At 60.1% G+C, this 22,586-nt stretch carries 20 protein-coding genes; 8 read left to right on the top strand and 12 right to left on the bottom strand.

What is annotated here, in order from left to right; all coding sequences use genetic code 11:
• Nucleotides 1-129 precede the first annotated feature (129 nt).
• Together DTP52_RS07880 and DTP52_RS07875 are read left to right on the top strand one after the other, a co-directional pair.
• Nucleotides 130-591 (top strand): helix-turn-helix domain-containing protein, encoded by a 462-nt coding sequence (locus DTP52_RS07880; RefSeq protein ID WP_109752823.1) that lies wholly within the window; start codon nucleotides 130-132, stop codon nucleotides 589-591.
• On the top strand, nucleotides 584-1,840 hold the full coding sequence (locus tag DTP52_RS07875; RefSeq protein WP_109752822.1) for a type II toxin-antitoxin system HipA family toxin: 1,257 nt from the start codon (nucleotides 584-586) through the stop codon (nucleotides 1,838-1,840). The genes DTP52_RS07880 and DTP52_RS07875 overlap by 8 nt, the downstream gene beginning before the upstream one ends.
• A gap of 3 nt (nucleotides 1,841-1,843) precedes the next feature.
• Here DTP52_RS07875 and DTP52_RS07870 read toward each other — a convergent pair whose 3' ends face one another.
• Complete coding sequence (locus DTP52_RS07870; protein WP_109752821.1) at nucleotides 1,844-2,551, bottom strand: NUDIX hydrolase; 708 nt, start codon at nucleotides 2,549-2,551, stop codon at nucleotides 1,844-1,846.
• Nucleotides 2,541-3,098, bottom strand: coding sequence for a cytidyltransferase (locus tag DTP52_RS07865; protein WP_109752820.1), 558 nt, complete (start codon nucleotides 3,096-3,098; stop codon nucleotides 2,541-2,543). The genes DTP52_RS07870 and DTP52_RS07865 overlap by 11 nt, the downstream gene beginning before the upstream one ends.
• A gap of 182 nt (nucleotides 3,099-3,280) precedes the next feature.
• Here DTP52_RS07865 and DTP52_RS07860 point away from each other — a divergent pair, with 182 nt between their 5' ends.
• From DTP52_RS07860 to nadE, 3 genes are read left to right on the top strand one after another with little or no spacing between them, the layout of a single operon-like run.
• The gene (locus tag DTP52_RS07860) at nucleotides 3,281-3,928 is read left to right on the top strand and encodes a nicotinamidase (protein ID WP_109752819.1); all 648 of its coding nucleotides are present in this window, start codon (nucleotides 3,281-3,283) and stop codon (nucleotides 3,926-3,928) included.
• 9 nt (nucleotides 3,929-3,937) lie between these two features.
• Nucleotides 3,938-5,167: a nicotinate phosphoribosyltransferase gene (gene pncB, locus DTP52_RS07855; protein WP_109752818.1), complete on the top strand. Its 1,230-nt coding sequence runs from the start codon at nucleotides 3,938-3,940 to the stop codon at nucleotides 5,165-5,167.
• Nucleotide 5,168: 1 nt separating this feature from the next.
• Complete coding sequence (gene nadE, locus DTP52_RS07850; RefSeq protein ID WP_109752817.1) at nucleotides 5,169-6,008, top strand: ammonia-dependent NAD(+) synthetase; 840 nt, start codon at nucleotides 5,169-5,171, stop codon at nucleotides 6,006-6,008.
• 3 nt (nucleotides 6,009-6,011) lie between these two features.
• On the opposite strand, the gene DTP52_RS07845 is transcribed toward nadE, so the two are convergent.
• Nucleotides 6,012-7,901 (bottom strand): methyl-accepting chemotaxis protein, encoded by a 1,890-nt coding sequence (locus DTP52_RS07845; RefSeq protein WP_109752816.1) that lies wholly within the window; start codon nucleotides 7,899-7,901, stop codon nucleotides 6,012-6,014.
• 193 nt (nucleotides 7,902-8,094) lie between these two features.
• Here DTP52_RS07845 and nudK point away from each other — a divergent pair, with 193 nt between their 5' ends.
• Nucleotides 8,095-8,691 (top strand): GDP-mannose pyrophosphatase NudK, encoded by a 597-nt coding sequence (gene nudK / locus DTP52_RS07840; RefSeq protein WP_109752815.1) that lies wholly within the window; start codon nucleotides 8,095-8,097, stop codon nucleotides 8,689-8,691.
• A 62-nt stretch (nucleotides 8,692-8,753) separates the two neighbouring features.
• On the opposite strand, the gene DTP52_RS07835 is transcribed toward nudK, so the two are convergent.
• Nucleotides 8,754-10,967: an LTA synthase family protein gene (locus DTP52_RS07835; RefSeq protein WP_109752814.1), complete on the bottom strand. Its 2,214-nt coding sequence runs from the start codon at nucleotides 10,965-10,967 to the stop codon at nucleotides 8,754-8,756.
• Nucleotides 10,968-11,311: 344 nt separating this feature from the next.
• On the opposite strand from DTP52_RS07835, the gene DTP52_RS07830 reads away from it, so the two are divergent.
• Nucleotides 11,312-12,214: a LysR family transcriptional regulator gene (locus DTP52_RS07830; RefSeq protein WP_109752813.1), complete on the top strand. Its 903-nt coding sequence runs from the start codon at nucleotides 11,312-11,314 to the stop codon at nucleotides 12,212-12,214.
• 125 nt (nucleotides 12,215-12,339) lie between these two features.
• Entirely contained in the window at nucleotides 12,340-12,966 is a 627-nt protein-coding gene (locus tag DTP52_RS07825) for a glutathione S-transferase family protein (RefSeq protein ID WP_109752812.1), read from the top strand.
• Between the two features lie 195 nt (nucleotides 12,967-13,161).
• On the opposite strand, the gene DTP52_RS07820 is transcribed toward DTP52_RS07825, so the two are convergent.
• Genes DTP52_RS07820 through DTP52_RS07785 form a run of 8 tightly spaced genes read right to left on the bottom strand, consistent with a single transcriptional unit; the run spans nucleotide 13,162 to nucleotide 22,165 of the window.
• Complete coding sequence (locus DTP52_RS07820; protein WP_109752811.1) at nucleotides 13,162-14,292, bottom strand: glycosyltransferase family 4 protein; 1,131 nt, start codon at nucleotides 14,290-14,292, stop codon at nucleotides 13,162-13,164.
• Nucleotides 14,293-15,423 (bottom strand): glycosyltransferase family 1 protein, encoded by a 1,131-nt coding sequence (locus tag DTP52_RS07815; protein WP_109752810.1) that lies wholly within the window; start codon nucleotides 15,421-15,423, stop codon nucleotides 14,293-14,295.
• Entirely contained in the window at nucleotides 15,414-16,781 is a 1,368-nt protein-coding gene (locus DTP52_RS07810) for a glycosyltransferase family 1 protein (RefSeq protein ID WP_109752809.1), read from the bottom strand. Before DTP52_RS07810 ends, DTP52_RS07815 begins: the two co-directional genes overlap by 10 nt.
• Entirely contained in the window at nucleotides 16,778-18,043 is a 1,266-nt protein-coding gene (locus tag DTP52_RS07805; RefSeq protein WP_109752808.1) for an ABC transporter ATP-binding protein, read from the bottom strand. Before DTP52_RS07805 ends, DTP52_RS07810 begins: the two co-directional genes overlap by 4 nt.
• A complete protein-coding gene (locus DTP52_RS07800) occupies nucleotides 18,043-18,840 on the bottom strand; it encodes an ABC transporter permease (RefSeq protein WP_109752807.1) in 798 nt (265 codons plus the stop codon). The genes DTP52_RS07805 and DTP52_RS07800 overlap by 1 nt, the downstream gene beginning before the upstream one ends.
• Nucleotides 18,840-20,282, bottom strand: coding sequence for a mannose-1-phosphate guanylyltransferase/mannose-6-phosphate isomerase (locus DTP52_RS07795; RefSeq protein ID WP_109752806.1), 1,443 nt, complete (start codon nucleotides 20,280-20,282; stop codon nucleotides 18,840-18,842). Before DTP52_RS07795 ends, DTP52_RS07800 begins: the two co-directional genes overlap by 1 nt.
• Before the next feature lie 3 nt (nucleotides 20,283-20,285).
• Nucleotides 20,286-21,254, bottom strand: coding sequence for a GDP-mannose 4,6-dehydratase (gene gmd, locus DTP52_RS07790; protein WP_109752805.1), 969 nt, complete (start codon nucleotides 21,252-21,254; stop codon nucleotides 20,286-20,288).
• Nucleotides 21,251-22,165, bottom strand: a complete 915-nt coding sequence (locus tag DTP52_RS07785) for a GDP-mannose 4,6-dehydratase (protein ID WP_109752804.1) — start codon at nucleotides 22,163-22,165, stop codon at nucleotides 21,251-21,253. Before DTP52_RS07785 ends, gmd begins: the two co-directional genes overlap by 4 nt.
• Nucleotides 22,166-22,586 lie beyond the last annotated feature (421 nt).

Here is a 22,586-nt window from a genome sequence, read left to right as displayed (position 1 = left end):
ACAAAGTATTTTTTTATTTAGCGCTATTTTTTGAAGAAATACTTTCATAAGCTGCCCTTCCGAGCAGATCTAGGAGAGATGTATGCTAGTATTTTTTCAAATTCATGCAGAAATTGAAAAAATACAGCCATGCCTAAAAAAACCGCACCCCTCATGCCGTCAGCCGAGCGGCTCCTGCGCCAGTTTGGTGAACGCATTGAGCTGGCTCGTAAGCGCCGTAAGATAACGGCGGCGCAAATGGCGGCGCGGGCAGGCATGAGCGCCCCCACGTTGAGAGCGCTGGAGAGTGGCAGCCCCGCTGTGACCATCGGCGCCTACGTTTCAGTGCTAGTAGCCTTGGGGTTGGAGAAGGACCTCGAATTGCTCGCACGCACAGATGAGTTAGGCCGTGATCTGCAAGATGCTGAGTTGAAAGGGCGCTCTGCGGTCGAGCACATCAAGCCAAAAGTACGGCTGCCCAGTGAGTTTCATTGGAACAACCTGGTCAGCGTTTCAGCGAAAGAGAATATTTCTACATCGCCAGCCGCTGACAGTCGGAGCCAGACAAGCTCTGAACTGGCCAAGAAACTTTTAGGGGACGACGATGCCTGAAAGGATTTTCGTCTACGCAGACTGGGATGAAACAGCACCGGTACTGCTTGGGACCCTTCATTCCCGCAGATTGGCAGGATCCGAGCGTATGGAATTTGAATACGCGCGGGCTGTTCTTCAATCCATCCACACTCAAATCGCCATCGACCCTCGGATTCAGCCTTACGAAGGACGGCAATATCCAGCGAGAAATTGCTTTGGGTGCGTATCGGACTCCTCACCTGATCGATGGGGGCGACTGCTGATGGATCGTCGCTTGGAGCGGGATAAAAGAGCAGGAGTTGTACCGCAGGACGCACGGCTATTTGACTCGGACTACCTCATCGGTGTCCACGACGTCTACCGGGTAGGGGGACTGCGTTTCAAAGTCGAGGAAGAGGGAGAGTTCCTTGATGACCATGTGGAGCAAGCCGCCCCACCCATGGCCCGCATGCGTGAGCTTGAAGAGGCTTCGCGTCGATTTGAAGCTGGAGAGGATCGGGGGGCTCAGGGTCAGGACTGGATTCGAATGCTCATTGCCCCAGGTGGCTCCCTGGGTGGAGCGAGGCCCAAGGCAAGCGTAGTAGATGACGATCACGCTCTCTGGATAGGAAAGTTCCCCAGTAATAGAGATACCCACGACGTAGGCGCTTGGGAGATGGTCGTCAACACATTGGCCCAAGGCTGTGAGCTATATGTTGCCGAAGGAAGAGCGCAACGATACGCAAGTGATCACCACTGTTTCATGGTTAAGCGTTTTGACAGAACAGCAGAGGGTGGGCGACTTCACTTTGCTTCAGCGATGACCCTGACGGAGCACCAGGATGGTGATGGGCATGAGACAGGGGCAAGCTATCTGGAGATTGCAGAGGTATTGATAAGGGCGGGTGCCGCACCCGAAGCAGATCTTCGCGAGCTTTGGCGAAGAATAGTCTTCAACATGCTGGTTTCGAATACTGACGATCATCTACGAAACCATGGCTTCCTATTAGTGCCAGGGCGCGGTTGGCGTCTTTCGCCTGCATATGACATGAACCCTGTCCCTGGCGACACTGGCTTGAGGCTCAACGTTTCAGAGGCAGATAACGCCATAGACCTTGATTTGGCAATGAGCGTGGCCGGCTACTTCCGCGTGTCTGCTGACGATGCCAGACAAACCATCGAGAGATTCCAGGGGGTAGTCAGGAAATGGCCCAGAGTCGCGCGCTATCTGGGAATTTCCTCTAATGAGCAGGAGCGGATGGCGCCAGCATTTGCGCTTGCCCGCTAAGCGCTACTCCAGAAAACAACGATCAAACAGGTAAACGCTACCCGGTTTGAGATTTTCCACCGTGCGTTGCGGGCGGCCGCCTTCGCCGCTTTTCTTGCGACCGGTTTCCTGCAGGTAACCGGCCTCGGTCATCTTCAGCAACCGCTGGCGCATGCTGGTCTTGAGCACCGGGCGGTCGAGCACCACGGAGAAAATATTCACCGCTTCCGGCGCGCTGAATTCCGGACCCAGGAACATCAGTGGCAGGCTGCTGTAGAGGGCCTTGGACAACAACCGCTCCTGGACAGCCGCCACCAGGCTGTTGTGATCGAAAGGAAGTTTGATCGAGGCGTCAGCGACGTCCTTGAGGGGGAAAAATCCCTGGTGTTCGGCGAGCTGGACCGCATCGCTGACAATCGCCAGGTAGAACGTCGAGGACGACCAGCAGCGTGGATCGCGGAATGCGTCGCCGACGGTGCCCACCTGTTCGATCCAGGCCAGCGGCATGCCGACCTTGTTTGAATGACGCAGGCGCTCCACGGCGTCGTTCAGTGTGAGGTCTTCGACACCACCATTGACCACGATCCCGGGCAGGGCCCAATGACCGGTGAACGGCTCGGCTTCCCGTCGGTTCAGGAGGATTTCCAGAGCCTGGGTCTCCCGGCAGAAGCGCAGCACACAGAGGTCGATGGTGTGCAGATAATCGCGCGCGGGGGCTGTGTTAGTGGGCATGTCGATTTCCGTGGGTAGCGTAAAGGTCATAGTTTAACGGGTTCATGCCGGGTGCCATCCAGTCGATGGGAAGCGGCTTGCCCAAGGCCAGTCGTTCGCGAACCCCTGTGCTGCGCACGTGGATCTTTTCCTCCACGCAAAGGATGGAAAAACGCTCCAGCAATTCCTGGCCGCGATAGAAGGTCGGCAGCTGATCCGCGACATCCCGACCCACCACCAACGCGATCCGCTTGCCGTCCAGGGCCAGGCTGTCGGCGAGGTGGGCGAGCAGGGTGTAGCTGTAGATTGCGCCTTCAACGCCACGGGCCACGACCTGTTCCACCCGGCTTGCCCGCACTTCGGCGCGGCACAGCGGCTGAACCTTCTCGACGATCGATTCCAGCCAGCTCAGGCGCACCTCATAGTCAACCATTTGCTTGCCGCAGGGATGCCGCAAGCTGGGGACCACCAGCACGCGTCTGGCCTGGCATGAGGCCTCGATCATCACCTGGGCGTGACCGGCGTGAGGAGGGTTGAAGGCACCGCCATAAAGGGCTATCTCGAACATGGCTTATCCTCTATTGGTACATGACATGTACTCTATCAGTAAAATCTTTCTGGTGAAAATCAACTGTTAGCTAAGCCATAGGCACTGATTAGAGAAGGATCAGCAAAAATATTTTCTGCGAGTGGCTTGTTATGAAAGTACATCTTATGTACTCTCGTGGCCATGAAGAGGAGAAACCCAGCATGAACAGCCTGACCCGGAAAACCGCTTCCTTCGATGTCGATGCGCAAAAGAGCTTCACGCCGCTATGCCCCGATGAGCTTCCAGTGCCGGGCGGTGACCAGATTGGCGGCGAGCTGAATTTCATCGCGTCCCTGGCCAGCCTCCGTATCGGCAGCAAGGACGCCCATACGCCCCTGGCCCCGTGGGTAGTCGCCGATCACGCGCAAATGTTCGTGCCCACCGGGCTCGAGCACGCCGACATCACCTGGGTCAGCCACTGCGTTCCTGGTACCGAAGGTTTCGCTTTGCTGGATCAACTGCCGACCCCCTACGACTACGACTATTTCGTCTGGAAGGGTGTCGAGCCGGATTTGCACCCGTACGGCGCCTGCTACCACGACCTGCACGGCAAGCTGTCCACCGGGGTGATCGAGTACCTCAAAAGTCTGGGTGTGGAGCAGGTCATTGTCGGTGGGCTGGCGCTGGATTTCTGCGTCAAGACCACCGCGCTGCAACTGGCCGCCGCCGGCTTCGAAGTGATCATTCACCTTCCGGCCTGCCGGGCCATCAGTGAGGAGGGGGCTCTTCAAGCCATTCACGACATGCAGCAAGCAGGCATTTCGGTTGCCGCGACTCGCGAAGAAACCATCCGCCTGGCAAACGCATAAGGACGAACCATGGACAGTGCATACGATTCAAGCAACGGCGTCATCCAGAGCCTTCTGGATACCGACTACTACACCTTCACCATGATGCAGGCGGTCTTGCACCAGCACCCGAATGTCGAGGTGGAATACCAGTTCATCGTGCGTTCCAAAGAGCGGCTCGGTCACCTGATCCCGGACATTCGTGTGGAGCTGGAGAAGCTCGCCGGGCTGCAGCTGCGCGAGGGGGAGCAGCGGTTTCTGTTCAACAAGCGTTTCCGTGAGTACCTGACACCGGACTTCGAACAGTTTCTCGGCCTGTTTCGCTTCAATTTGCGCTACATACATGTTTCGGAAGTCGACGGCCAACTGCACATCCGCGTCCGTGGGCCGATGCTGCACTGCATCATGTTCGAGCAACCGGTGTTGGCAATGGTCAGCGAACTGCGCAACCGCGAGAAATACCCCGAAGTCGAGTTGGCCGACGTCACCCGCAAGCTGTACCAGAAGTTCGAATGGCTGGAGAAAAATGCCAGTCGTGAAGAGCTCGCCGAGTTTCGCGTTTCAGACTTCTCCACCCGGCGGCGCCTGTCGTTCAGGGCCCAGCGTGAAGTGGTGAATGTGATGCGCAGCGATTTCCCCGGGGTCTTTGTCGGCACCAGTAACGCTCACTTGGCCTACGAGTTCGATCTGCCTCTGATCGGCACCATGGCTCACCAATGGTTGATGGTGCACCAGCAACTGGGGCGGTTACGCGAGAGCCAGAACGCAGCGTTGGAAAACTGGGTGCACGAGTATCGCGGCCGGCTCGGTATCGCCCTGACGGACTGCATCAGCACTGACTTCTTCCTCAAGGATTTCGACCTGTATTTCGCCAAGCTTTATGACGGCCTGCGCCAGGATTCCGGTGACCCGATTGTCTGGGCTGACAAGGTGCTGGGGCGCTACCAGGAACTGGGCATCGATCCACGTACCAAGGACCTGATGTTCTCTGATGGCCTCAATTTCGAAAAGTGCCTGCCGATCCTGCGTCATGTTCGCGGCAAGGCCAAATTCGGTTTTGGCATGGGCACCAGCCTGGCCTGCGATGTCGACGGTGTCGAACCGCTGAGCATCGTCATGAAACTGGTGCGGGTCCACGGCGAGCCGGTGGTGAAGTTCTCCGACGATCCGATCAAGAACGTCTGCGAGGATGCCTCGTTTCTGCGGTACGCCGCCCAAGTGTTCAACGTTGCCCTGATCAATCCACAGTTGGGAGCCTGATATGACTACGCTTGCGCAAGACCGCATTGCCCGGGAACTGGGTATCGACCGCCAACTCACCCGGGGCGACGAAGCAACCGAGATTGCCCGCCGCATCGAATTCATAAAGCAGATATTGCGCGCGTCGGGTTGCAAGTCCCTGGTCCTGGGTATCAGTGGCGGCGTCGATTCGCTCACCGCCGGCCGTCTATGCCAGCTCGCGGTGGAGCAACTGCGGGGTGAAGACTACGCGGCGCGATTTATCGCCGTCCGGCTGCCGTACAAGGCCCAGGCGGACGAACAAGACGCCCAGGCTTCCCTGGACTTCATCCGCCCGGACTCGATCACCACCAGCAACATCGCTGCGTGTGTCGACGGGCTGATGGGCAGTATCGAAATCGATGGCTTGCAGCCTTCGGCCGAGCTCACCGACTTTGCCAAAGGCAACGCCAAGGCCCGGGCACGGATGCTGGCGCAATACGCTATTGCCAATCTGAGCAACGGGTTGGTGGTTGGCACCGATCATGGGGCAGAGGCGGTGATGGGGTTTTTCACCAAGTTCGGCGACGGCGCGTGCGACCTGGCACCGTTGTCCGGGCTGACGAAGACTCAGGTGAGAGGGTTGGCCGACGCGATGGGTGCCCCCGCGTACCTGGTGCGCAAGGCGCCGACCGCGGACTTGGAAGACCTGGCACCCGGCAAGTTGGATGAAGTGGCGTATGGCTGCAGCTACGAGGAAATCGATGCGTATCTGATGGGTGAAGAAGTGTCGCCTCAGGCGCGACAGATCATCGAACGTGCCTATCTCAAAACGGCCCACAAACGAGCATTGCCACGGGTCCCGCCAACCCGATTCCAATGATGTTCAGATTCTGAAGGTGTTGACCATTTGTTGCAGGCGGCGCGACTGGTTTTCCAGTTCGGTGCAGGCCCGCAAGGTGGATTGCAAATTGCCGACCATTTCCTGGTTCAGGTCATTGATGTGGCTGATGTCGCGATCCAGATTGTCCACCACTGAGGTCTGTTCTTCGGTGGCGGTGGCGACGGACAAGTTGATCTCGTCGATCTCGCCGATGCCCAGCAGCACGCGATTGAGTCGCTCGCCCGCGAGCTTGGCGGCACTGACGTTGTCGTCGCTGTGACGCTGGCTTTCGAGCATGGCGCTCACGGCGCTGCCAGCACCTGCTTGCAGCTCCTCGATCATGCTGTGGATTTCCTGAGCTGATTGTTGGGTGCGATGGGCGAGCGTACGTACTTCGTCCGAGACCACCGCAAAACCGCGTCCGGCATCCCCGGCGCGGGCGGCCTCGATGGCGGCGTTAAGGGCCAGCAAGTTGGTCTGGTCGGAGATGCCTTTGATGACGTCGAGGATACGTCCGATCTTCAGCGTTTTTTCATTAAGGCTTTCGATGTCCCGGCGGGTATTGACCACTTGCGACGAGAGCTGCGACATGGCGCTGATATTGCGCTGCACCACAGACTGGCCTTCCTGGGTCTGATCCCGGGTATCCGAGGCGCGGCTTGACGCATGGGCGGCGCTGCGGGCGATTTCCTGGGCCGCGGCCCCCAGCTCATTGATTGCCGTGGCGACGTTATGGGTCAGGGCCGATTGAGTGTCAGAGCTTTTCAGGGAGGCGTTTGACGCCTGGCTGACCTGTGCCGCCAATTGGGTGAGCTGGATACTGGACGCCAGGACTTCCCGGATCGATTGCTGGATACGTTCGACGAAGCGATTGAACCCTCCCGCCATCATGCCGAACTCATCCCGGGACAGGCTGTGCAGGCGCTGGGTCAGGTCGCCTTCGCCATCGGCGATGGATTGCATGGCCAAGCCCATGCTGCGCAATGGTCGCATCAGGGCGTTGATCAACAGGCCTAGCAAACCGACCGTGACCAGCATGGCGATCAATGTGGCGACCAGCGCCGAGGTGCGGAATTCGTGGAGTGCGGCGTAGGCTTTGTCTTTATCCACCGAAAGACCGATGGACCAGTGCAATGAGGGTAGGCCATTGATCGGCGTAAACGTGACGATCCGTGTTCGGCCGTTTTCCTGCACTTCATTCAAGGCGTTGTTGATGCTCGGCGGGCCTTCGGGGAACGCTTGTGTGAGAGTCTTGGTCACCAGTGTGTTGTCCGGGTGCACCAGGATCTTGCCGTCGTCGCTGACCAGGAAGGCATAGCCTATGCCGTTGAGGTCCACGGCATTGATGATTTTCGCGAGCTGCTCCAGGCTCAGGCTCGCACCCAGCACACCGACGGCCTTGCCATTGACCTTGATCGGAGCCGCCTGGGTCATGATCAGATAATCAATACCGGCACCGATGTAGGGTTCGGTCAGCACCGGTTCAAGGGTACGCGCCGCGTCTTTGTACCAGGCGCGCTGGCGAACGTCGTACCCGTCGGGCATTACCCGGTCGGGATGAATAAAGAAACGACTGTCTTCAAGGCCGGCGTAGCTGGCGATGAAGGTCTTTGTAATGATGTCCTGGGAGAGAATCGCGCCAATGGTCTGCGGGGTGGGATTGGCGGCGATGGTTTGGGCGGCACCTTCGATCAATAGGATCCGACCGGCCAGCCAGCTGTCGAGGTTCGCGCCTAGCAACTGGCCGGTGGCTTGTAAGTTGCGGTGCAGTGCTTCGCGGGTGCTGGCTTGCTGGCGATGGTCGTTGAACAACGAGAAAGACAGGAATACCGCCATCACAATGACGCAGGCACCCAGAAGAATCTTGTGCCCGAATTTCAGATTGATGCCCATGAGGAATTCTCGTCTGGTTTGTTTTTTTATGGATGGAACCCCCGCAGGCTCAGGGCTGGTCGAAGATTTAATGAGCGGGCAGATTTTGTCGAACTAGAAAAAACGATGGGCCATCGTGAGTTTTTTTGTGGGTATGAAAGAGGTGCGAATGGAGTTTTCAAAGTGGACCACTGGTCCCGAACGGAGTGGGCAAATGACACAGGCAACCAGCACCAAAGATCGCGTACGCATCAAGCACGTCGAAGTCCTCTCGGACAATTGGTACGTGCTGCGCAAGACCACCTATGACTACCTCGGTCGCAACGGCCAATGGCGCGAGCTGACGCGCGAGACCTACGACCGTGGCAACGGCGCCACCATCCTGCTGTACAGCAAGGCCAAGCAGACCGTGGTACTGACCCGGCAATTCCGCTTCCCGGCCTTCGTCAATGGCCACGATGACCTGTTGATCGAAACCTGCGCCGGCCTGTTGGACAACGACGACCCGCACACCTGTATCCGCAAGGAAACCCAGGAAGAAACCGGCTATATCATCCAGGACGTGCGCAAGGTGTTCGAAGCCTTCATGAGCCCGGGTTCGGTGACTGAGCGGTTGCATTTTTTCGTCGGCGAGTACTTTGACGAAGACAAGCAGCACGAAGGCGGTGGCCTGGAAGAAGAAGGTGAAGAAATCGAAGTGCTGGAGCTGTCCCTCGACCAGGCCCTGGGCATGATCGAGACCGGAGAGATTTGCGACGGCAAGACCATCATGCTGTTGCAGTACGCCAAGCTGCATCGGTTGCTGGATTAGCCCCAGGCCTTCTGTGGGCGGACCTCAGCGCAGCCGTGTTCAAGGGCTGCGCGTTTTTTTGTTCAGCTGGATTGGGCCTCGCTGTCTTCCTGCATATCGTCCAGGTATTGCGGCTGGTCCGTCTGCTCCGGCAGTTCGGTCACGACGCTGAAGTCGCTGATTTCGATGGCGCCGACGCCATGACCGAGCAAATGAAAGGAAAACGCCTTGCGCTGCTGCGGGTTGTCGAAACTGATGTTCATCACCAGCGGCTGGTCGGGTGTCACCGCGACGTCGGTGGGCAGGTCCATCAGCACTTCCTTCTCGAACTCCTTGGCCTTGAGGGAAATGTAGGCGGCATGGTCAGCCTCCACGGTGCGGATGGTCAGGCTGACGCGGGTCTGTGAACCCTTGGGCATTTCCAGGTATTGGGCGCCGATCAGGTTGTCGGTCCAATCGTTGGTGACCTGGGCCGGCAGCGGGATTTTATCCGTGCTGCCGAATTGATAATGCTGGTTCAAGGGTGTGCGCATCAGGGTCTGGCCCAAGGCCATGGCCTGGGCTCCAATCAGCCTGGCGCGCTGGCCGCTGTATTGCCCGCCGTAGGTGGCGCGGTCGGCGATGAAGCCTTCGCTGGTGTAGTAACGGCAATGCTGGAGGAAGTCGCACTCGGTAAACGTGCCCTTGCCGTCGTGATAGCGCAGCTTGCCGTTGGTGAACGACATGATCTCCCGGCCCGTCGGGTAGTCCCTGAACAGCGAGCGGCCGGACAACGACGTGGGCACCGCAAAGCCGAAGTAATCGAGGATCGAGGCGGTCAGGTCGACGTGGCCGTAGGTCCCTGACTTGATCCGGGGCAACGGTTCCGGGGCCAGGGTCAGGTTGAATCCCCAGGACGACGCCAGGCGTACGTCGTCGATGCCGTGGGATTCGTCCGAGGTGATGACCACCAGGGTGTTCTCCAGGATGCCTTGGCGTTCCAGGCCCGCCAGGAAGCTCGCCAGTGCGTCATCCAGATAACCCACCGCCGCCTGCTTGGCGGTGTCGTAGCGTTGCAGGTATTCATCCGGCGCCGAGTAGGGCTGGTGCGTGCCCACGGTCAGCAGGGTCAGCATCCAGGGCTTGTCCGTTTGTTGCAGTTGCCCGACATAGTCCAGCGCGCCTTCGAAGAAGGTCCTGTCGTCCTTGCCCCACGGGAATTCCAGGTAGGCGGGACGAGTGAACCACTCCATGCCCAGGGTCGTGTCGAAGCCGATGTGCGGCATGATCCGATCCTTGGCCATGAACCGCAGGCCCGCGCCCTGGAGGAAATGCGTGGAAAAGCCGTTCTGGCGCAACTGGGCCGGTAGACAGGCCTGGTTGCGCTGGGTCTGGTTGAGCATTTCGACGCCTTTGGGCGTACCGTCGTCGAGTTTGTCGTAGTCGCCACACAGCATCGCGTACAAGCCACGAATGGTCTGATGGCTGTGCAGGACGTAATCGGGGGTGTTCATGCCGCGCTCGGCCCAGGCACTGAGGTGCGGCATCAGGTTCTCCTGATAGCTGCTTTTCAGGGCCTGACGGTTGGCGCTGACGTAGGCCCCGGGAATGCCCTCCAGGGCGATGACCAGGACGTTGCGTGCACGCCCCGGTTCGGCCAGCAACCTGTTGCCATCGAGGTCCAGGCGGGTCAGCCCTGCCATGGCCGGGGCTGGGTCCACTGTATCGCCGTCGAGCCATTGCCGGGCTTGATCCTGCCCGGCGGCGATACCCGCCGTGACGAGTTGGTGAGGCAGGTTGAACACATTCCATTGGTCCGCCTCGCTGGGGCGCCAGGACTGCAACGCGCCGTGGCCCATCAGGAGCAACACGGGCACGGCCCAGGCGTGACGAGGCAAGCGTGGCGCCTGGCGTGGGCGGTGGGTCCATTGGATCGCCAGCCAGAACACCAGCGCGGCCAACTGGAGCGCGGCCAGCCACGGATGAGCGAAGCCGCCGCTGGTGGAATTTTCAACGAACTGCGGGTCGGTCAGATAATGAATGTCCGAAGGATTGGGCATTCGCCCGACCGCGCTGACCAACTCGATGCTGGCCAGGGTCAACGCACTCCAGGCCAGCAATACCGGCAATGCCAGCCACCAGGGGCGACGGTAAAGCAACGCGATCAGTAGCCCACCGATGCCCAGGTCCGACAGATAGCCCAACGGGTCGGACCAGCCCAGGGCCAGGCGCAGGATCATCGGGATCAGCAATACGCATCCGACCAGGGCGATAAGGGGGGCGAGGGGATGGGTTAAGTGGCGGTAAAAAACTTTCACAGCAGGTCTTCCAGTTGAAGCCAATCCATTAAACAGCACGCAAACCCTGTGGGAGCGAGCCTGCTCGCGATAGCGTTGTGTCAGTCGATAAGAATTTGTGCTGATCGACGCTATCGCGAGCAGGCTCGCTCTCACAAAGGGGGTTCTCCCACAGGGTGGTCTTACAGTCATTAAACTGTCACAAAAATGGATGGTACCAAGCACAGTCGCCAGCGGTCGGGCCAATGTCCCAGTGTCCGGCGGCGTTACGCTGTGGTTCACTGGCCCAGGTCTCTACAATGGCCGTGTAGCGCGGCTTTGGGCCGGGTAAAAAACTTGTATCAGGATTTCTCATCGGGGGATGGATGGACAGGTTCCAGGAAATGCAGGTTTTCCTTGCCGTGGCCCAGGAGTCGGGGTTTTCGGCGGCGGCGCGGCGCCTGGGGCTGTCGGCGGCCAGCGTCACGCGGGCGGTGGCGGCGTTGGAGCAACGCATCGGCACGCCCTTGCTGGTGCGCACCACGCGCAATGTGTACCTGAGCGAAGCTGGCCAGCGTTTTCTCGAGGACTGTCGCCGGATCTTGAGCGATTTGCAGGAAGCCGAGGATTCGGCGGCCGGTAGCCACGTCCAGCCCCGTGGGCAGTTGACGATTACCGCACCGGTGCTGTTCGGTCAGTCGTTCGTCACGCCGTTACTGGTGGATTACCTGCAGCGGTTTCCCGAGGTCTGCATCAACGCCTTGCTATTGGACCGCACGGTCAGCCTGGCCGAGGAGGGCATCGACGTTGCCCTGCGTATTGGCGAACTGCCGGATAGCAACCTGCACGCCGTGCGTGTCGGTGAAGTGCGGCGGGTGGTGTGCGGCTCCCCTGATTTCTTCGCGCGCCATGGGCGGCCCCGGCATCCGGATGACTTGGAACGAATGCCCGTGGTGGCGTCATCGGCCATTGGCCAGGTCAAAAGCTGGACCTTCGTCGACTCGGGCCAACCGTTGGCCGTCCGGCCCGTGCCTAGGCTGGTGGTGACGGCCAACCAGGCCGCGATCACCGCCGCCTGCCAGGGACTGGGGATGACGCGAGTGCTGTCTTATCAGGTGGCGGGCAACGTGGCCGCTGGTGAACTGGAAATCGTCCTGGCCGATTTCGAATTGCCGCCTCTGCCGATCCATGTGGTGTACCAGGGCGGACGCAATGCGCCCGCGCGGGTTCGAAGCTTTGTCGACTTCGTCGTCAGTGCGTTGCGCGAACATCCGGCTTTGAATGGCTGAAGCATTATTTCTTTGGGCGAAACAATGGATTGCGTTTCTGGGTGATTCTCTTGTTTTTGCCTGGAGCGGAAGATGACTCCATCGACGCCGTTGTGCTGATGGCGTCACTTGCAGCGGAGTCGACCATGAACCCTATCAAGCACTATCACTTCCCGCTTTCCGGCCATTCCCATCGCGTTCAACTGATGCTTTCGTTGCTCGGGCTACCTGTCGAGGAGATCTTCGTCGACTTGGCCAAAGGGGCGCACAAACAGGCGGATTTCCTGGCGCTCAATGCGTTTGGCCAGGTCCCGGTCATTGACGATGACGGTGTGGTGTTGGCGGATTCCAATGCGATCCTGGTGTACCTGGCGCTCAAATATGGCGAGGGCCGTTGGTTGCCGAGCGATCCAATCGGCGCCGCCCGGGTGCAGCGCTGGTTGTCGGCGGCGGCCGGGCCGATTCATGCGGGGCCGGCCACGGCGCGGCTGATCACGGTGTTTGGCGCGCCCTACAACGCCGAGGACGTGATTGCCCGTTCCCACAACGTGCTGAAAGTCTTTGATCAGGAATTGAGCCGCCGCGCTTTTCTGGCGGGTGACGCTGCGACCGTCGCCGACATCGCCGGCTACAGCTACATCGCCCATGCACCGGAAGGTAATGTGTCGTTGGAGGACTATGCCAATGTACGGGCCTGGCTGGCGCGGATCGAAGCCTTGCCCGGGTTCGTGGGCATGCCGCGTACGATTGCCGGGTTGCAAAAGCAGGCCTGAGCATTTGAATGGGGGGCTGTGTGGCGAGGGAGCTTGCTCCCGCTGGGTTGCGAAGCAACCCCTTGAAAAGGGCGCGCGGTGTGCCTGGCATGGCTGCGGTGTCGGCTTTGGGGCTGCTGCGCAGCCCAGCGGGAGCAAGCTCCCTCGCCACAGGGTGAGCTATGTCCCGGTACAAACACGGATCCAGTTGGGGGATCAGGCGTAGGAAAGCGCCTTTTCCTCCAGCAGTTCCTCGTACAGTCGCACCCACTTGTGGCCCATCTCCTCGGAAGTGAACAACTGCCGGTAACGGGCTTCGGCCCTGGCACCCATGGCCTGGGCTTGTGCCGGGTTTTCCCACAGGGTGCGCATTGCTTCGCGGAACGCCTCGGGATCGCTCGGTGGCACCACCAGGCCGGTTTCGTCGTGGATATTGATGTAGCTGGTACCGGTGCCGATTTCGCTGGAGATCATCGGCTTGCCGAACATCGCGCCTTCGAGCAGGGAGATACCAAAGGCTTCGGAGCGCAGGTGCGAAGGAAACACGATGGCATAACTCAATTCCAGCAGCGCGACCTTGTCTTCGTCCCCCAGGCGTCCGAGGAAATGCAGGTTGCGCAGGCCCAAGGCTTTCGCCTGGGCGTGCAGTTGTTTCTCCAGGGGACCGGCGCCCACGATGACCACGGGGTACTCCACGCCTTTGAGGGCGTCGAGCAGAATGTGCAGGCCTTTGTAGTAACGCATCACCCCCACGAACAAAAAGAACCGCTCCCCTAGTTTTGCCTTCCACTCCGCCATGCGCTCGGGGTCAGGCTGTGGATAACTCGCCTTGTTCAGGCCGTAGGTGATGATCCGGGTCTTGGCGCGATATTCCCTGAGCACATCACTGGTGTGCACATAGTTCGGCGACGCCGCGACGATGCGTTCGGCGCCGTCCAGAAAGCGCCGCATCAATGGGCGATAGAGCTTGAGCAGGTGCCGCTGACGAACGATGTCTGAATGGTAGGTCACGACATAGGGTTTTTTCACGGCGCTGCAAAAGTGCACCAGGTCCATGAATGGCCAGGGGAAGTGGTAATTGATCACGTCTGCTTCAGCGGCCAGCTCACGGAATTTCTTGAATACGCTGTAGGAGAAGCCGGTGGACGCCAGTTGGAAGTTCATTCGGGCCTGATGAACGACATGCTGGCGGATCTTGATCGGCTCGGGGGCCGGCTGGCCGCTCAGGGCCAATACGGTGTTATCGATACCCAACCGGTCAGTGCTGTCGCACAGCTGGAAGATGACCTGTTCTATGCCGCCCATGGAGTCAGGCAAATAGGTTTTGTAAAAGTGCAGGACTCGCATTCAACCTCCCAATACCTGGCGATACGCTTGGGCGGTAACCTTTGCACAGCGTTCCCAGGAAAACAGCGCCGCTTGTTGCAACCCCGCCTCGCGACACGCTTGCCAGTGCGGGTGATCTTCCATCAACCGGCTCATGGCGTCGCGCATGCCTTGCGGATCGTCCGGCTCGCAGTAATTGCCAGCGGGTCCCGCCACCTCGGGCATCGCCGAGTGACGGGTGGTAATCACCGGTGTGCCACTGGCCATGGCTTCAAGCACCGGTAGGCCAAAGCCTTCGTAGTAAGACGGGAAAATCAGTGCCCGTGCTCCCGCCAATAGCTGGGCGACCTGTTCGTCAGGCAGGTAACCCGCCAGGCAAACATGACCGTCAGCCAGGGCGCATTTCAACTCATCATTGAGCTGTGCCTGTTGCCATCCGCTCATTCCTACGATGAACAGGGGAAAGGTCTGACGCACTGATTCCGGGAGCCCGGCATGGGCGCGCAGGGCCAACGACAGGTTCTTGCGGGGTTCCAGGGTGCCGACACAGAGAAAATAACGGCGGTGCTCCAGGCCATGGGCCTTGAGCACGGCGTCAATCGCTTCCGGTTCGCGTGGGTGGAAACGTGCCGCCACCCCCAGCGGCGCGACCCTCAGGCGCTCGGCAGGCAGGCCAAAATGCTGCTGGGCTTCATCGGCGATGAACTGCGAATCGGTCAGGATCAGTTGCGCCTGTTCCACCGCGCGACCGAGCCGTCGCTCGATTTCCTTCAGGCGTGCCGGCGGTTGTGTTTCGGGGTAGCGCAGGTGCGTGAGGTCATGGAGGGTGATCACCATCGGCCCTTCGAAATCCAACGGCCAGAGGCTGGGTTCGTGATACAGGTCGATGGCCTTTGAACGGCCTTGATCGAAACGTTTCTGCTCCAGCCAGCGCCGTGCCTGATAGGCGCCCGGAACCCGTCGCAGCAAGGGGCTTAGCTTTGAATAACCAGGCTTGGCTGTTTGCGGCAATTGCGGGCTCCAGCCCCAGCCGTGGAACAGTGACAGCTGTACATCCGGTTCCCGGGTCAAGGCAGTCGCCAGCTCGGCTACGTAGTGGCCGATGCCGGTGCGTGGTGCCTGGAGAATGCGCGCGTTGAGGGCTATCCGCATGCTGTTTCCCTGTCGGGGACCACTTCACTGATGTGGCACTCGATCCGCTCCACCAATTGCGCACTGGCCTGGCGCCAGCTCAGCCATTGCCATTGATCCAGGTTACGAGTGGCCGGGAATACTCCGGTACGTTCCATCTCGATGACCAGGTTCGCCAGGCTTTGCGGATCGTCGAGATCGAAATAGGTCATGAACTCGCCGCCGATTTCCCGAAACACCGCGATATCGCTGCCCATTGCCGGCAAGCCGCGCTGCATGGCTTCCACCAGCGGCAGGCCGAAACCTTCCACGTAGGATGGGAACACCAGTGCAGTAGAGTGTCGATAGGCGTGTTCCAGGCTTTGGTCCGTCAGGTTGTTGAACATGAACAGGCGGCTGTCGAGTTGTGGATGACGTTGGATACGCTCGATCAGGGGGGCGCATTTCCAGCCGATTTTTCCGACGATGCATAACCGTGCCTGTGAACCGGCGGCCCAGGCCCGCTCGAATGCGTCGATCAGGTAGGCGTGGTTTTTCCGCGGTTCGATGGTGCTGACCATCAGGAACACCGGCTCAGGGCGTTTGAATAGCCGCAGCAAGCTCGGATCGACGGCGTGAGTGGCGTCGATCAGGTCCAGTTCGCTGCCCAGGTGGAAATAGTCGAACCAGCGCTTGCGCACTTCTTGCTCGCCGATGCGCCGGACCATTTCCTGGCGAAGCTGGTCACGAATGGTGGTGGAGATAGCGATATAGCCGTCGGCGGTGCGGGCGATCCAGTCGAACCAATAGTTGAACACCTTGACCAGTCCGGCGTCGCAGAATTGTGGATGGGTCAGGGGAATCAGGTCGTAGATCACCGAGATGATCCCGACGCCATCGCGCTTGAGCTGTTCGGCCAGGGGGAAGAAGCCTGAGTGCCAGGAAGAGTCCAGCAATACCAGTTGATCGCCGGCCCGATGTGCCAGCGGTACGCTGCGCGCCGGCGCTGGCTTGCGCTTGAGGAGGCGATCGAGGATTCGAATGGGCAGGCTCAGGCACCCCAGGGCGAACAGTCGGCAGGCAACGTACAAGAAGCGGCGCGCCCAGATCGACTGGCTGAAGGGGCGCCGCCGTTCGAGGGTCCGCTGCCTGAGCCAGAACAGATTGGCGAACTGTACCAAGCGTGCTCGCAGGCCGGCCAGATCCCACCCATTCGTAGGCAGGGGGGCCAGGCTTTTCACTTCGTACAGCTTGCCCTGCAGCATCGCCACGGGGATGCATTCGCGATCCTGGTCCTTGGCCGGCAATTCGCGAATGACATTGCGCACCACTCGCTGAATGCCGGAGTTGTCATTCGGGTGGTCGTATACATAGGTGCAATCCACCAACAGACGGCTCATGGCAACTCCTTTTGCGGCACCGCTTCGACGGCAGTCTGGCTCGAACGCCGGATGCTGGTTTCGGCCTGGAGCCAGGAACAGCCGACGAAATCCTCCTGGCGATTATTGATGACGTGAAACACCAACCCGTAGTCGCGCCATTCGAAATTACGGTCCAGGTGCGAGTCCAGCCGCGACAGGCTGAGCGCGACGGAGTAATTGCCCTTGCCCAGGCGCATGTCGAAACTGAAGCGGAAGGTGATCTGTTCGCCGGCCTTGAGGTCGGTCACGGCTTTGTCCTGGCGATGGGTGTTGATCCCGTACATGGGCTGGCCAAGTCGGTCCTTGATCAAGAAGCCCAGCACCAGCCGCTCGATGTCCTGGCGGATTTCAACCCGCACTTGCAACACCATGGGCTGGCCGATCTCGGCCACTTCCACCGACTGCCCCTGGCTGTTGAGCAGTTGTACATCGATGATGCCCGCCTCGCCGGTGCCGGAAATGGTGCGCACCTGGCCGTTGGCGAGCATCTCCTGGCGGACCACCTGGCCCTCGCGCTGGGCCAGCATCGCGTTGTAGTAATCCATCACTTCTTCCGGCTTGCCGCGCATGGCCATGCGCCCGTGTTCGAGCAGGATGGCGGTGTCGCAGATCGACTGGATCGCCGAGCGATCGTGAGACACGATCAGCAGCGTGGTGCCGGCCTTGCGGAAGCTGCGGATGCGTTCGAAGCTCTTGTGCTGGAAATAGGCATCGCCCACCGACAGCGCCTCGTCGACGATCAGGATATCCGGGCGCCGGGCGGTGGCGACGCTGAACGCCAGACGCATCTGCATGCCGCTGGAATAGGTGCGCACCGGCTGGTCGATGGCTTCACCGATTTCGGCAAACCCCTCGATCTCGGGCATCAAGGCTTCGATTTCCTCCACCTGCATGCCCAGCAACTGACCGGCCATGAACGCGTTCTGGCGGCCGGTGAAGTCCGGATGAAAGCCCATGCCCAATTCCAGCAACGCGGCGACGCGGCCTTGCAACTGGATGTGGCCGCAGGTCGGTTGGGTGGTGCCGGTGATCATTTTGAGCAAAGTGCTTTTGCCGGCACCGTTGACCCCGACGATGCCGACGGCTTCCCCGGGCTGGATCTCGAAATCCACACCTTGCAGGATCCAGTGCAGTTGATGGCGCGGGCGGGAAAAGGGGATCAGCCATTCGAACAGCCGGCTCCAGCGGTTCGGATACTGCTTGTAGGCTTTGCCCAGGCCGGTGACGCGCAAGTGTCCCATCAGAGTTCATCCACCATTTCACCGCCGCGTCGGCGAAACATGCGCAGGCCCAAGGTGCATAACAGCAGGCCGGCCACCAGCAACGGCACCAGCGAGCTCCAGACCGGCCACTGGTTGTAGAGAAACAGGTTCTGGTAGCTCTGCATCAGGGCGGTCATGGGGTTGAAGGCGAGCAGTTGCTGGATCGACGGCGGCAGGATGGTCATCGGGTAAACGATCGGCGTGAGCCAGAACCAGAATTGCAGGCAAATGCCGAACAACTGCCCGACATCGCGGAAAAACACATTGAGAATCCCCAGCAGCATGCCCAGCCCGGCGGCGAACAGCACTTGCAGGGCCAGCAACGGCACCAATGCCAGCAAGGTCATGCCCGGCCAGCGCCCGGTGATCAGCAGGAAACCGAGAAACAGCCCGAGGATGATCGCGAAGTTGATTCCGGCGTTGAACAGTACGATCACCGGCAGGCAGATCCGGGGGAAGCTGATTTTCTTCAGCAGGTTGGCGTTTTCCAGGAACATGCCCTGGCTGCGCGTGGTGATTTCCGCGAACAAACCCCAGGTCAGTAGCCCGGCACAGAGGTAGACGCTGTAGGCCATGCCGTCTTCCACCCCGGGCAGACGGGCACGCATGATGTGGGAAAAAATCACCGTGTAGACGAGGATCATCGACAACGGGTTGAGCACCGTCCACAACGCGCCGAACAGCGAGTTGCGATAGCGTGCCTGGAACTCGCGCTTGACGCTGCCAAGGACGAAACCGCGGTAGCTCCACAGTGTGCGTTGCAAGGCCAGCAGCATCAGACGGCCCTGCCATAGTGATCTTCGAAGCGGACGATGTCGTCTTCCCCCAGGTATTCGCCGCTCTGGACCTCGATGATGACCAGGTCGATGACACCGGGATTCTCCAGGCGGTGCTTGTGGCCGGCGGGGATGAAGGTCGATTCGTTCTTGGCGACCAGGTGCGAGCCCGAGCCGTTGTTGGTGACCTTGGCCATGCCCTCGACCACCACCCAGTGTTCGTTGCGATGGTGGTGCATTTGCAACGACAGCGACGCGCCAGGCTTGACCACGATGCGCTTGATCTTGAAGCGTGGCCCCTCTTCGAGGACGGTGTAACTGCCCCATGGCCGGCTGACCGTGCGGTGCAGGCGATAGGCTTCGTGGTCCTTGTCCTTTAGCTGCCGGGCGACGCGGCGAACATCCTGGGCGCGGTCGGCATGGGCCACCAGCACGGCATCGGCGGTGTCGATGATGATCAGGTTTTCCACGCCCAGGGCGGCCACCAGACGGCCTTCGCTCTGGACGAAGTTGTTCTGGCTGTCGATAAACAGGGCCTCGCCGGTGGCGCGGTTGTTTTGTGCGTCGGCGGGTACCAGGTCGGCGACGGCGCTCCAGGAACCGATATCGCTCCAGTCGAAGGCGGCCGGAATCACCACGACATTGGCGGAGCGCTCCATCAGGGCATAGTCGATGGAGATGTCTGGCATTTCGGTGAAGTGCGCCGCGGATAATTCCTGCTGCACACAACCTGAGGTTTCCACCGCGGTACTGGCCGTGACACAGGCGCGCGCCTGTTCCAGCAGCTCGGGGGCGTGGGCTTGCAGCTCCGCCAGCAGGGTCTTGACCGAGAAGCAGAACATTCCCGAGTTCCACAGGAAGCGACCGCTTTCCAGATATTGCGTGGCGGTCTGCAAGTCGGGTTTCTCAACGAAACGCACGACCTTGGCAGCGCCCTTGGTATCCAGGGGCTTGCCTCGTTCGATATAGCCGAAGCCGGTTTCCGGCGCCGAGGGCAGCACGCCGAAGGTCACCAGATGGCCGTTTTCAGCCAGTTCCACCGCGTGTTCCACGGAGGCCTTGAAGGCGGCCTCGTCCTGGATCAGGTGGTCGGCAGGCATGACCACCAGGATCGCGTCGTCACCGTGCTGGGCCTGCACCGCGAGGGTGGCCGTGGCAATGGCCGGCGCGGTATTGCGCCCTGTCGGTTCCAGCACGAAGTGACCGCGATAACGCTCCAGGTGAGCGCTTTGATAGTGATCGCGGCTCTGGAAGTAGTACTCGCGATTGGTGACGGTGACGATGTCGCCGCGGCCATCGAACAACCCCGCGGCGCGCCGATAGGTCTTGCCCAGCAGCGACTGGCCATCGGGCAAGATCATGAAGGGCTTGGGATGACCCTCGCGGGACACCGGCCACAATCTCGTCCCGGCACCGCCGGAGAGAATCACGGGAATGAGCATGGCCTACTCCTTGGCGACGCGTTTCATGTCCGCATCCATCATCATGCGGATCAGGGTGTCGAGGTCGGTCCGGGGTTTCCAGCCCAGGACGCGTTGTGCCTTGGCCGGGTTGCCGAGCAACACCTCGACTTCGGCCGGGCGGAAAAACGCCGGGTCGATCTTGACGAAGTCACGGTAGTCGAGGCCCACGTGGTCGAAGGCAATCCTGCACATCTCGCGCACGGTGGTGGTGACGCCGGTGGCTACCACGTAATCGTCGGGCTTGTCTTGTTGCAGCATCAGCCACATGGCCTCGACGTAATCGCCGGCAAAGCCCCAGTCGCGCTTGGCGTCGATATTGCCCAGGCGCAATTCCTGCTGTTTGCCCTGCTTGATGCGCGCAGCGGCGTCGGTGACCTTGCGGGTCACGAACTCGATGCCGCGCAGCGGTGATTCGTGGTTGAACAGGATCCCGCTGCTGGCATGCAGGCCGAAGCTTTCCCGGTAGTTGACGGTGATCCAGTGGCCATACAGTTTCGCCACGCCATAGGGGCTGCGCGGGTAAAACGGGGTGTGTTCGTCCTGTTGCTCGGCCTGGATCAAGCCGAACATTTCGCTGGTGGAGGCTTGGTAGAAACGGGTATGCACACTGAACTGGCGAATGGCTTCGAGCAGGTGGGTGACCCCCAGCCCGTCGACGATTCCGGTGGTCACCGGCTGGTCCCAGGAGGCCGCGACGAAACTTTGCGCCGCCAGGTTATACACCTCGTCTGGCGCTGACTTGATCACAGCCCGTTGTACCGAGCAGGCATCGGCCATGTCACCGTCCAGGTAAACGATGTCCTGTTCGATGCCCATCTCTCGCAGCCGCCAGCGCGAGTCACTGCTTCGTCGCGCCACCAGGCCGTGGACCTTGTAACCCTTGTCGAGCAGCAACTTGGCCAGATACGCGCCGTCCTGGCCGGTGATCCCTGTGATCAATGCACTTTTCATTCTTGTTGTACCCGTATCTCCCAGTCGGACAGGATCGCCCGCAAGGATTGTTGTGTTGTTGTTTCAGGCGTCCATCCGGTGGCCTGTCGTAGCTTGGCTGGGCTACCACAGACACGACGCTGTTCTGCGCGACGAAGACGCGCAGGGTCCTGGATCAGTTGCACATCGACCTGGGCGATATCGCCCAGTTGTTCGATCAGGCTGCGAATGCTCTGCTCGCGGCCCGAGCAGATGTTGTAGATCTGCCCCGGGACGCCTTTGTCCAGGAGGGTCAGGTAGGCCGAAATCACATCGCCGACATCGAGGAAGTCGCGTGTCACGTCGATATCGCCCACCTGTAGCCGAGCCGGTTGCAGGCCCAGCTTGATCCGGCTGATTTGCCGGGCGGCGCTGGCAATGACGAAGCTGTCCTTCTGACCGGGACCGATGTGATTGAACGGGCGGGCCACCAGCACCGGCCAGCCTTCGCTCATGCCCCATTGCAGGCTCAGCAGTTCGGCCGACAGCTTGCTCACGGCATACGGGTTGCGTGGAGCGGGCGGTTGCAGTTCGGTGATTGGCAGTTGCTCTTCGCTGACCTGGCCATAGACATCACCGGAGCTGACATACAGGAACGTTCCGGTGAAACCCCGGGCCTTGAGGGCCTGGAGCAGGTTCAAGGTGCCCAGTAGGTTGATGTGCAGGGTGCGCGCCGGATCGCGGAAGGCTTCCGGGACAAATGTCTGGCCCGCCAGGTGGATCACGGCGTCGGGAACCTCGGGCCACAGGCCTTCCAGGGTCTTGGCATCCGTCAGGTCGTAGCGGGCAGCGACAGGCATGACCTGCCACGCCGAATCATGACCGTTCAGTCGAGATTTGATGTGACGTCCCACGAAACCGTTGAGGCCCGTAACGAACAGACGTTTTTTCAAGCACCAGCTCCCTTGACGGTTGCTTCGTCTATTGCGAACTGAGTGGGAAATTTCCGTAAGATCGGGGAAAAATCACTCAACGTTCAGCCTAGAGAAGCATTTGTTGTAGTTGTTTGGTTGCCAATCTGTGCCAATTTTGTCGCAATTTCAACAGGGCAAACCGTGACTGGTCAGTTCTCATATTTATAGACGGTTTATTCTCGCCAAGCGGTTCACGAACCCTTGGCGGATGTGTTTAGAATGCCCCTCGTCACGCTGCCCCTGGCGCCGATCTTCGGATCGCCCCCGGGGGCCTGACCACAAAAAAACAAGAACGAGACGGGTAGCAAGACGAACGACGAGCGGCGGCCTCCGGACCGGTTCGATGCGTGACTCGACCGTCATGAAGTGGGGCTGCCGGGATGGCGGCGCCATGATGGGA

It is taken from the genome of Pseudomonas sp. 43mfcvi1.1 (assembly GCF_900115935.1).
GTDB lineage: Bacteria > Pseudomonadota > Gammaproteobacteria > Pseudomonadales > Pseudomonadaceae > Aquipseudomonas > Aquipseudomonas bijieensis.
This window is presented reverse-complemented; position numbering and strand designations above follow the sequence as displayed.

Bases quoted from the DNA above. Each gene is read 5' to 3' on its own strand.
- DTP52_RS07880 (WP_109752823.1), top strand. From the start codon at position 130: ATGCCTAAAAAAACCGCACCCCTCATGCCGTCAGCCGAGCGGCTCCTG.
- DTP52_RS07830 (WP_109752813.1), top strand. From the start codon at position 11,312: ATGGACAGGTTCCAGGAAATGCAGGTTTTCCTTGCCGTGGCCCAGGAG.
- DTP52_RS07825 (WP_109752812.1), top strand. From the start codon at position 12,340: ATGAACCCTATCAAGCACTATCACTTCCCGCTTTCCGGCCATTCCCAT.
- DTP52_RS07870 (WP_109752821.1), bottom strand. From the start codon at position 2,551: ATGCCCACTAACACAGCCCCCGCGCGCGATTATCTGCACACCATCGAC.
- nudK (WP_109752815.1), top strand. From the start codon at position 8,095: ATGACACAGGCAACCAGCACCAAAGATCGCGTACGCATCAAGCACGTC.
- DTP52_RS07815 (WP_109752810.1), bottom strand. From the start codon at position 15,423: ATGCGGATAGCCCTCAACGCGCGCATTCTCCAGGCACCACGCACCGGC.
- DTP52_RS07845 (WP_109752816.1), bottom strand. From the start codon at position 7,901: ATGGGCATCAATCTGAAATTCGGGCACAAGATTCTTCTGGGTGCCTGC.
- DTP52_RS07795 (WP_109752806.1), bottom strand. From the start codon at position 20,282: ATGCTCATTCCCGTGATTCTCTCCGGCGGTGCCGGGACGAGATTGTGG.
- DTP52_RS07860 (WP_109752819.1), top strand. From the start codon at position 3,281: ATGAACAGCCTGACCCGGAAAACCGCTTCCTTCGATGTCGATGCGCAA.
- pncB (WP_109752818.1), top strand. From the start codon at position 3,938: ATGGACAGTGCATACGATTCAAGCAACGGCGTCATCCAGAGCCTTCTG.
- DTP52_RS07865 (WP_109752820.1), bottom strand. From the start codon at position 3,098: ATGTTCGAGATAGCCCTTTATGGCGGTGCCTTCAACCCTCCTCACGCC.
- nadE (WP_109752817.1), top strand. From the start codon at position 5,169: ATGACTACGCTTGCGCAAGACCGCATTGCCCGGGAACTGGGTATCGAC.
- gmd (WP_109752805.1), bottom strand. From the start codon at position 21,254: ATGAAAAGTGCATTGATCACAGGGATCACCGGCCAGGACGGCGCGTAT.
- DTP52_RS07800 (WP_109752807.1), bottom strand. From the start codon at position 18,840: ATGCTGCTGGCCTTGCAACGCACACTGTGGAGCTACCGCGGTTTCGTC.
- DTP52_RS07875 (WP_109752822.1), top strand. From the start codon at position 584: ATGCCTGAAAGGATTTTCGTCTACGCAGACTGGGATGAAACAGCACCG.
- DTP52_RS07805 (WP_109752808.1), bottom strand. From the start codon at position 18,043: ATGGGACACTTGCGCGTCACCGGCCTGGGCAAAGCCTACAAGCAGTAT.
- DTP52_RS07810 (WP_109752809.1), bottom strand. From the start codon at position 16,781: ATGAGCCGTCTGTTGGTGGATTGCACCTATGTATACGACCACCCGAAT.
- DTP52_RS07820 (WP_109752811.1), bottom strand. From the start codon at position 14,292: ATGCGAGTCCTGCACTTTTACAAAACCTATTTGCCTGACTCCATGGGC.